The 2,441-nt window shown below is 66.8% G+C and carries 2 protein-coding genes; both read right to left on the minus strand.

Annotated elements, in window-relative coordinates:
• Positions 1-104 (minus strand): NAD(P)-dependent oxidoreductase (locus G552_RS17030; RefSeq protein WP_342664865.1); only part of this gene is annotated, 104 nt, incomplete at its 3' end.
• Entirely contained in the window at positions 89-2,122 is a 2,034-nt protein-coding gene (locus G552_RS15695; RefSeq protein ID WP_211224830.1) for a molybdopterin oxidoreductase family protein, read from the minus strand. The genes G552_RS15695 and G552_RS17030, both read right to left, overlap by 16 nt.
• Positions 2,123-2,441: the final 319 nt, after the last annotated feature.

Below are 2,441 nucleotides of genomic sequence, written 5' to 3' on the forward strand. Positions count from 1 at the left end.
GCCCCCGCTTCCAGCAGCCGAAGTACCTTGCTCTCCGTTTCAAAGCCCCCGCCTATGAAGAGCACCTTCTTGTCGTGCAGGTCGAGCATTATGGGGTAATACATGACGCCTCCTGGCTAACCTTTGCCGGGCCGTCCTCGGCCCGGGCGAGGCTCACCGCGGCTACCTTGAACTCAGGCATCTGGCAGATGGGGTCGAGCACTGGGTTCGTCAGCCGGTTGACGGCCTGCGATCCGTCCCAGTGGAAGGGCACGAAGAGGGTATCGGAGCGAATCCTGGGGTTGTGCTTGACCCGGAAGCGGGCGCTTGCACGTTGGCTGCTGACCTCGGCCACCGCGCCCTCGGCTAGCCCCAGCCGCTGGGCGGTCTCGGGGTGAACCTCCAGCAGCGGCTCGGAGCACTTCTTGAACAGGCGCCCTAGGCGGCGGGTATGGTTGCCGGTGAGGTAGTGGTAGAGCACCCGCCCGGTGGTGAGGTAGAGAGGGTGGTGAGTGGTGGGCGCCTCGGCACTGGGCCGGAAGGGGGTGGGGCTAAAGCGGGCGCGCCCGTCGGCGTGGGCGAAACGCTGGGTGAAGGGCCGGGGCGTTCCGGGGTGATCCTCGGAGGGGCAGGGCCAGAACAGCTCCTCCCCGGCCTCCAGGCGCTCCCAAGTGATGCCGTAGTAGTCGGCCTTAGCACCCCGCGTGGCCCGGCGAAGCTCGTCGTAGACGTCTTTGGGGCGGCTGTAGTCGAAATACTGCCCTGCCCCGAGCCCGGCGGCCAGGGCACAGAGGATTTCCTGGTCGCCCCTGGCCCCCTCGAGCGGGGGACGCACCGCCCGACGCAGCACCACGCGGCCCTCGAGGTTGGTCGTGGTGCCGTCCTCCTCGCTCCACAGCGCACCGGGCAGCACCACCCTGGCGTGGCGGGCGGTCTCCGAGAGGAAGGAGTCGATCACCACCAGGTGCTCCATGCGCGCGAGGGCCTCGCGCACCCAGTCCGAGCGGGGGGAAGAGGGGATGGGGTTGGAACCCATCACCAGCATCCCCCGGATCTCGCCGCGGGCGATGGCCTGCAAGATCTCGAAGGCCGATAGGCCCTTGCCGGGGAGTTGCTCGGGCTCGATCCCCCACACCCTGGCGACGGCCCGGCGGTCGGCGGGGTCTTCGACGTCGCGGTAGCCCGGCAACTGATCGGCCTTCTGGCCCATCTCGCGCCCGCCCTGGCCGTTGGCCTGGCCGGTGAGGGTGCCAAACCCGGCCCCCAGCGCCAGCGCCAGGTTGATGAAAGCCAGGCTGGTGGCCACGCCGCGCGAGTTCTGGTCGGCCCCGCGCCCGGTGAGGACGAGGGCCTTGCGGGCGCCGGCGAGCAACTCGGCGGCCTGTTCGATCTCGTGGGGCATCAGCCCGCAGACCTCCGCGGCCCAGGCCGCCGTACACCCCTGCACGGCCTCGAGGGCCTCCTCGAGCCCCTGGGTGTGCTCGGCGATGAAGCCATAGTCGAGCCGCTGGTCCCTGGCGAGCAGGTAGAGCAGGCTGTTGGCCAGGGCGAGGTCGGTGCCGGGGCGCGGGGCGAGGTGCAAGGTGGCGAGGTTGGCGGTGGTGGTGCGCCGGGGGTCTACCACGATGAAGCGGGTTCCCCCCTCTTTGGCCCGTTGCAGGTGGGGCATCAGCATGGGCAGGCACTCGGCGGCGTTAGAGCCCGCCAGCAGGATCACGTCGTGTTGGGGAAGGTCAGCTAGGGGACGGTTGAGCCCCCGGTCCAGGCCCAGCGCGCGGTTCTGGGCCGCTGCCGCCGCCGACATGCAGTAGCGCCCGTTGTAGTCCACGTGCGGCGTTCCCAGGGCCAGCCGGGCGAACTTACCCAGCAGGTAGGCTTTTTCGTTGCTCAGGCTGCCCCCGCCGTACACCGCGTTGGCGCTTTTGCCGTGCTCGGCGGCAATGTGCCGGAAGCCCTGCACCGCCACCTCCAGCGCCTCTTCCCAGCTCGCAGGCTCGAGCCGCCCACCCTTGCGCACCAAGGGGGTCCTCAGGCGTTCGGCGTGCCCCAGCAGCTCGCCCGAGGTCAGGCCCAGCACGCAGAGCTTGCCGCCGCTGATGGGGTGGGGGAGGGGCCTCACCGTGCCGTCGGGGTGCAGCTGCATCGCGCACTGCATGGCACAGAAGCAGCAATGGGTGGGGGTGCCGGTAGCGGTTTCCATAAATTGCGCCTGGGGCAAGGAAGTTAACCTTCCTCGGCAAGATTATAGGGGCAGCTTTGCAAGTTGTCAAATATTTTTTTACTTATGGGCATTTTATCTTTTACACTCTGCAAAAAAAATCGCTTTTACATGCTATTTGTTTTCAATTTTTTAGACATAATGATAAATTTAGGACTTACGCAGTTGGCTGAAGGATGTGGAGGGGATGGGCGAGATAACTTCGTATTGCCTCGCGAACAATGGACGCCTTGGCCTCGTACCA

The organism is Meiothermus rufus DSM 22234 (assembly GCF_000423425.1).
Lineage (GTDB): Bacteria > Deinococcota > Deinococci > Deinococcales > Thermaceae > Meiothermus > Meiothermus rufus.